The following is a 7,750-nucleotide window of genomic DNA, read 5'->3' on the forward strand; positions in this document are numbered from 1 at the left end:
ACACCGTCGCAATCGCCGGCAGGTCTTGCGGACCGGAGCGGCTCAACACCTCGACGATGCTTTCGGCCAGATCGGCAAGCACCGGTCTGGCGAACAGCCTCGTCAGCGGCAATTCGACCCCAACAGCCCGCGACAGCCGGCTCGAGAGCTGCACGGCCAGCAGCGAGTGGCCACCGAGTTCGAAGAAGTTGTCGTGGCGTCCGACCCGCTCGACCCCGAGAAGCTCCGCCCAGATCTGCGCCAGCGCCGTCTCGATCGCGTCGCGGGGCGCCTCATAGGCCGCCCGCGCATAGGCGTCGTCGGCCGGCGCCGGCAGCGCCTTGCGGTCGAGCTTGCCGTTCGGCGTCAAGGGCAGCGCCGCAAGCCGCACGAACGCCGACGGCACCATGTAGTCCGGCAGCCGCCCGCTCACATGCGCGCGCAAGGCGCCGGCAAGCGCGCCGCCACCGTCCTCGTCCGAGCCGGCCTCGGGCCCGCACACGACATAGGCGACAAGGTGCTTGTCGCCGGCCCGGTCCTGGCGCGCCACCACCACCGCCTCACGCACCCAGGCATGCTCGCAAAGCCGCGCCGCGATCTCGCCCGGCTCGATGCGGAAGCCGCGGATCTTCACCTGGTCGTCGTTGCGGCCCAGGAACTCCAGATTGCCATCCGGCAGATAACGCCCCAGGTCACCGGTCTTATACAGCCGATCGCCTTCCACAAAGGGACTGGCGATGAACCGCTCCGCCGTCAGATCAGGCCGGTTCAGGTAGCCCCGCGCAACGCCCGCCCCGCCGATATAGAGCTCCCCCACCGCCCCGAACGGGACGGGCGCACCATGACCGTCCAGCAGGTACACCCGCGTGTTCGCAATAGGACGCCCGATCGGGACAACTGACCCATCAAAGTCATCGGGACAACTCCAAACCGTCGCGCAGACTGTTGCTTCGGTCGGGCCATAGGCGTTGACGATAGATGCCGAGGCCAGACTTCGGACGAGTTCAGCTTTCGGCAGTTCGCCAGCAAGAATGAGAACTTGCGATGCCAAACATCCCGGATCCCTGCTTGCCTGAAGCAAGGCTGGAGGTAATGTCGCATGGGTAATGGCTTCGCTTCGCAGGTAATCCGATAGCTTGTTACTCGCCTGGCGGAGCTCGTCCGCAGGCAAGTGTAATGCGGCGCCTGAGCCAAACGCCATGACAAGCTCCCAAGCACTTGCATCAAAGCCGAAGGAGGCGAACTGCACAACACGGCTATTCGAACAGACGCCAAAAAGCCCGATCTGAGCCAACCCGAGATTGACCAGACTTCCATGCTCGACCATGACGCCCTTTGGGGTTCCGGTGGAGCCTGAGGTGTAGATGACATAGGCGAGATGGCGCGCGGTCAGGCCAATGGCGCGCGGCTCGGGATCGCAGGCGGGCAATTCGGCCCAGGCTGGTGTCGCCGTCTCCAGATCGACCACGCTCACATCGGCCAGCGCCTCGGCGCCGAGCGCAGCGCGGCCGGCCGCGTCGCAAAGCAGCAGCTTGGGTGCGGCATCATCGAGAACCTGCCGCAACCGCACCGACGGATAGGCCGGATCGAGCGGCAGATAGGCGCCGCCGGCCTTGAGGATCGCCAGCACACCAAGCACCATCGCCGGGCTGCGCTCCAGGCAGATCGCCACCGGCTGATCCGGCTTTACACCCAAGGCGATCAGATGGTGGGCCAGCCGGTTGGCCTGGGCATTGAGCTCGCCATAGCTCAGGCGCTCGTCCTCATAGACTACCGCCACCGCATCGGGGGCCTGGCGCACCTGCGCCTCGAACAGCTCGTGGATGCACATGTCCGACGGATAGGCCGCCGCCGTCCGGTTCAACTCCTCCAACAGGTAGGTGCGCTCGTCAGCCGGCAGGATGTCCAGATCGCGCACTGGCCGGCCTGCATCGGCCAGCACACTATGCAACAATGTTTGTAAGTGCTGCGTCATGCGGTCGATCTGCTCCGGTGCCAATCGACTTGCATCAAAATGCCATCGAAAGCTCCCATCCAGAGCGCAAAGCTCGAATGTCAGCAAATCACCGGATAGGGTTGTCTCAGAACTCGCGTTCGAAGCTAGATCGCCAGCGGCAGAACAGCTATCTGCTGTAATCGTGATGCCAATCGGCCAGGGCCGGTGCGACCGTAGCGCCTCCACACCTCGCACTGTCCGGCAGCGCGCGATAAGATCCCGGGCAAAGCTAGCGTGCGCCCTCAGCTGAGCGCATTCGCCCGCCACAGCTTTGCGCATTTCCTCAAAATCATGTGCAAGATCAATGGTAACTTCCATCGGCACGACAGAGGCGATAAGCACCTCCACCGCTTTCAAACCGGCTCGCAGTCCATCCGGCGCCGGCGTCCATCCCAGTTGAAGCTCTGTTTCTCCCGTGATGCGGGCGAGATAGATCAGCCAAGCCGTTACCAAGTATTCCGAGCGATCATTTGGCGACAGCTTAGCCAACGCACTTGCAATGAACCACGAACTCGACTGCCGTTTGGGCGGCGCCCCAGCTACGCACGACGACAGGAAAGGAAACTGCAATATTCTAAGCTGCTCAAGCCGCTGTCGCCAAAAATCCTCTGAAGGCGCCAGCAATTCATGGGCGGCAGTTATGCTCTGCGCCTGTTCATCGCTCAAAATTGGCAGGCGATCACCTTCATTCAGATTGGAATGCCTGGCGAGGTCTCGCGCGTCCAGCGCCTGACCATCGGAGCTGCCAAAGCAAACCTCAACATCCTGCGTACCCGTCGCCACCCGCCAGTGGCTGGAGTGGATTTCAAGCAGGCAACCTGCCGGAATGCCCGAGCGTCGAGGCAACACCTCCAGGCGTCTGACTGTGACAACCTCATCGCCTACGAGCGTCTTGGGCAGACACAATGGATTGGGATGATACGGGCCAAAGTCTAGGGCACGCGTCATCGCTGACAGGTCTTGCGCGGATCGATCCCATCGCAGACAGCCTGCCGCATCTGGGCGTCGACGTCTTGGAAAATAGCTTCTGTTCACCAGCGCTTGCGGATAGGCGGTAAGCTCTCCCTTCGCCAAACCAGTTAGAAGCTCGCGGAATCCCTCGACAGCGGCCTCATAACATTTGAGGTTCAGGGTCAGTGCCGTATCGGTGGGCGCAATCAGCACTTGGCGATGGACCACGACGTCACCCGTATCAACACCATCATCGATACGATGCCACGTGATGGCATACTCGCTCTCCTGGGCCAGCAGCGCCCAGGACGTCGCGTGAGTTCCTGCATACCGTGGCAGTGGACCGTCGTGGAAATTGAAAGCACCTTGTCGCGCTCGCCCAAACACGCCCGGTGGCAATATAAGCGGATTGGCAACGGAGAAAATCCAATCCACCGGCTCCGCGTTCAGAAGAGAGCAGAGCTCGTCAACACTCGCAATACACGGGATATTGGCGCGAGCCGCCCAATCCGCGAATATAGCGTCGCCACATAGCACTGCGCGAATGTCGTGGCCCACCTCCATTGCCAGCTGCGCGCAGCTGATAGCAAGCGTACCATTGCCAACAAAGACGCTGGAGGAGATTGATCGCGCTGCAGGTTGTGGCCTATCCCGATCGCCTGGTTCGCAAGCGCTTGCGCGCTCCGGTGAAGAGTGAGGTGCCATCTTCATCCCTCGGCCAGTCCATCCACTAAGCTGGGCAGTTCCCTCCCCAACCGCCGCGCCACATAGCGGCCTAAACCTGTCACACTGGTTCGGATTTGCTCGGGAGTAACCGCGCTGAATGCTAATCGAATCCGGCAGTCTTGAGAGTTATCCAACGCAAAGAAGCTCATCGGCATAACAATGACATTGTAACACCTTGCACACTCGTCCGCGCTGTCCGCGCCAAATCTGAAAGGAAGATCAAGAGACAGGAAAAAGCCGCCAGAGGGTCGATTCCATCGAATCTGCTCGGGGAAAGGCGAAAACACACTGTCCAGCTGACGCACCATGACGTCGCGATTTGAACGATACCAATCCAGCGCGGGGCGAATCCAGCCACGCAAGCTTACTGCCTGCTCCATCAAGAGTCCCGCTACAATCGCTTGTGTAATATGGCTTGTATTGAGGGTAATGAAACTCTTGAGCTGGACCAGGTTTTCCCAAAGTGCCCGGCAAGCGCGCGCGTCTCCAAATATTGTATCGGGCAGTATCGCAGCTCCCACGCGGAGAGCTGGGCTCAAGGTCTTGGAGAATGTGGACAGGTAAATAACACTTCCTGCCTCATCCAAAGCGGCCATCGGAGGGATCTCATCACCTTCATACCGAAATAGCCGATATGGATTGTCCTCCAGAACGATAATCCGATTTCTTGCGCACACTTGAAGGATATCGCATCGTGAGGCCTTATCGAGGACGCGCCCGGTCGGATTGTCAAAATCGGGAATGAGGTATAGAGCGCGGGCCCTCCGACCATTCCGGCGCAATTGTAGGACGGCGAGTTCGACTGCCTCTGCAACGCAAGGCGCTGAGTTGGACAATGCTGCAACGGCGACCCTTGCGGCCTTACCTGCACCGGTCGCACCAATATACGTGGGATTGCAGACTAGGAGCACATCCGCAGCTTCAGGGCACAGCGCGGCGAGGCAGAGTGCGAGCGCTTCCTGGCATCCTGAGGTGATCAGTACGCGATCCGCCCTCGCGGGAACCCCCTCATCAGACCGGACCTGTTGCGCAACGAGCTCGCCGATAATGCCGGCGGTTCGTCCATACTGCAGCAAGTGCGACAATAATTGCCCGCCCCCGTGACCGCCAGCTGAATAGCGTTCATATACCACTAGCGCATTCAACAGCACCTGGGGGTCGAGCTTGTCGAAGAACCGCTCACTCGGTCTGCCAGACGCCAGCGAGACTGCCGAGGGAAACGTGCTCGAGACTTCGTTCAAAAATTTCATAACTGAACATTGCGATCTGTGATCCAACATCGAACCCTGCGTAGGACTATCGGCGGGCTGAGGACCACACCAGTCTCAGAGCGACGACATCATTGAGGCCCAAGGGCTCACGCATTTTCACGGTTTATTCGCCAGAATGATCAAGCTGATCAAAAAGCACCCATCGTTTGATTGATGAATCCATGCTGCGCGCCTGAGTGCATGTCTTCGAAGCTGAGCCGCCTCTCAAAGCGAGAGGACTCGCACCCTATGAAGCTGGCAACCTGCGTCCACGCACACCTAGAGCTGACTGGATTTTGGGTAGTCATGAGACGATTTCTCCTCAACCGCGACCCAGATACACATGTCCACGCAAGTGCCGTGCCAAAGGAAAAATCGTGCCGAAACAATTACGTGGCGCTACTAAGATGACTAGTGTCCGACATTGTCGGACATTGGACGTAAGCATCTGAGGAAGGTTCGAGTTTGTCGCGCGCGGGCGGGTTGTCGGACAGGACGATGCCAGGATCAGGCCAGAAAGCTCTAAAGGTGATACCGTGGCGATCCGGGCGGTGGAGGTACGCTGATCGAAGTCCTCGCCGATTGCTCAACCCGCGCCCACGGCGTACAGGTCGGGGATCGCCGCTGAATGAAAGTTCAGTGGCAGCTCACCGTGCCTGGCGCAGATCAGGTGACGCTTTCCTTTCGTCCAGTTGGAATGCCACCTTCGATCAGTCTTGCGGGACCCTGGTAGGCCGGCGGGCGCGCCTGAAGTCGGATCGCGAAACCCGGGGGGCCACACCTCTTTGATCAGTATTTTCCCGACTGCTCAAGCTGCTCGAAAAGCTCTTGTACGTTGTCTTCAAGAAATGCTTCCTCTCCGTTCCGATGGATGAGTTCAAAACTTATCCCCGTATTAGCGCATCGAGAAGAGAATGCTTGTGTTAGGCCAGGTCCTTCAATAATAGTCGTGTCGAACGACAATCCCCGCGCTCTAAGCGTATTGACCGCCGCCGACACATCGTCGACAGATAATGCAACATGAGCTAGACCAACCCCGTAGTTTTGGACAAGTTGAGACACCTGCGACTCTGGCTCTGTGCCTTGGCAAAGCACAAAGCACATGTCGTTCCGAACCATGTCCGCACACACCATCCCAGTCTTCTTACCTTTTATATGCAATCGCCGCCTAAGCTTAAAACCAAGGACATCTTGAAACAAGTCGATAGCGTCGTCTAGTTTATGAACCGCCAAAGCTATGTGATCAATGCCATGAAATCGAGGATTATGATGGCCATTTGCTTCGATAGATTCTTTCAGAGAGCCATCCGACGGCGAACCCACGGGATAAGTCATTTTTTGAGTCCTTCTGTTTAGGTGGACGCAGCCAATTTAACGCTGCTGTATCGTGGTGAGCCAATGAGCCGACAATGCCAGCTGGCCAAGTCGGAACACCAGATCGTGTCTTGACGATAGGGGTCGGGGGAAATCCCATTTGGCCAAGGAGTGTTCGCGCAATTATTCTAGCAGCACCGCTTTGACGACGGACTTTGGCCACAGCGCGTCCTAGCGCGGCAACTTCTGAAGAGAACAAGGCGGTTTGGTCGCCGTGTTCTATCCGACGAATGCCGATGAGGATGTTCGGGTGATCAGACGGGATAATCTCCACGTGTTGAATCCTTTGAGCTTGAAAGTATGACACAAATCAACAGCCAGCGCCGCTTCAGTTGACAGAATGGTCACCGTAAGCCGTCCCGCCAAGTGCCGCGTCACCGGCTTCGTTCAATCGTAGAGTCCACACGACCCAAGGCTCGTGACAAGGAGCGTGCCAGAATTACGCTGTTTTCCGGAATACTCATCATCGTCACGTGGTCGCCTGGGCTCGGTGTGGCGTGAACAGAGGTCGTGCTCAAGACCCGGTCCCAACCGCGCATGGGCGAACTGGCCTCTGGACCTGTAAAGGCTTTATCAGGTGGTATCCGACGACTGATGAGTGGCTCAATGGCATAAAACTGATGTATCTCAATTGGCAGGGATGGAACTTGATACGACTGCAGCGCCCTATGAAATTGGGCGATTCTTTCATACATCAGAACGTCATTGTGGAGATCACGATCCGGAGGTATCGCTCCAATTTTCTGTGCCTTTTCGAGCAGCTGAGCAATTGAACATTGTCCAGCAGAGCGTTCCAACACTTTGAAGCTCTTATCATCCAAGGATTCGAAACGTTCCAGCACCATATTTCGGACGATCTGAGACGGGGATGTGCTCGATTGATTTGCAATCAACATAACATCGATGAACGCCATGAAAGACACGGTTTCATCCAGACCCAGTAAACGCTGGGCTATGGCGTAAGCCAAGATGCCACCCGAGGAGTATCCTGCGAAGCGGTACGGACCTTGGGGCTGAATTTGTTTGATTGCCAGGACCACCGTTGCAGCAATCGCTTCAAGGGTCATTGAACGAGCTTCATCGAAAAACGGCCACGGCAAAGCATAGACGGGACAGTCTACGTTCATTTCCTTTACCAAGCTGAAGACATAGGAACAATCGCCCCAACCTGTGGGAACAAAGAACAGCGGCGGCTGCGATCCGGTTGGTCGGACGGAAATCACTTCCGTACTACTGGGCTGTGGCTCCAAAGGAATCTTCGATGCAAGCTCCTTCAGAACGGGAGCTTGGAAGAGGCCAGCGGCGCTAAAGTTCAGGCCAAGATCTAATGCTCGACTGAGCACCTGCACCGCCAGCAGCGAGTGGCCGCCGAGCTCGAAGAAGTTGTCATGGCGTCCGACCCGCTCGACCCCGAGCAGCTCTTGCCAGATCCCGGCCAGCGCCGTCTCGATCTCGCCGCGCGGCGCCTCGTAGG

The 7,750-nt window shown here is 58.0% G+C and carries 5 protein-coding genes; all 5 read right to left on the reverse strand.

Annotated features, from left to right (window positions below; genetic code table 11):
* On the reverse strand, positions 1 to 3,361 hold a 3,361-nt coding region (locus tag NKJ73_RS33705), incomplete at its 3' end, for an amino acid adenylation domain-containing protein (protein WP_352572674.1).
* Between the two features lie 272 nt (positions 3,362 to 3,633).
* Entirely contained in the window at positions 3,634 to 4,902 is a 1,269-nt protein-coding gene (locus tag NKJ73_RS33710) for an aminotransferase-like domain-containing protein (protein WP_352572676.1), read from the reverse strand.
* A 789-nt stretch (positions 4,903 to 5,691) separates the two neighbouring features.
* On the reverse strand, positions 5,692 to 6,237 hold the full coding sequence (locus NKJ73_RS33715; protein ID WP_352508242.1) for a VOC family protein: 546 nt from the start codon (positions 6,235 to 6,237) through the stop codon (positions 5,692 to 5,694).
* A complete protein-coding gene (locus NKJ73_RS33720) occupies positions 6,167 to 6,583 on the reverse strand; it encodes a hypothetical protein (RefSeq protein ID WP_352572678.1) in 417 nt (138 codons plus the stop codon). The genes NKJ73_RS33715 and NKJ73_RS33720 overlap by 71 nt, the downstream gene beginning before the upstream one ends.
* 67 nt (positions 6,584 to 6,650) lie before the next feature.
* Positions 6,651 to 7,750, reverse strand: a 1,100-nt coding sequence (locus tag NKJ73_RS33725) for a thioesterase domain-containing protein (RefSeq protein ID WP_352572680.1), incomplete at its 5' end; no start/stop codon positions are given.

The sequence above is a fragment of the Mesorhizobium sp. M0074 genome (assembly GCF_040322975.1).
GTDB lineage: Bacteria > Pseudomonadota > Alphaproteobacteria > Rhizobiales > Rhizobiaceae > Mesorhizobium.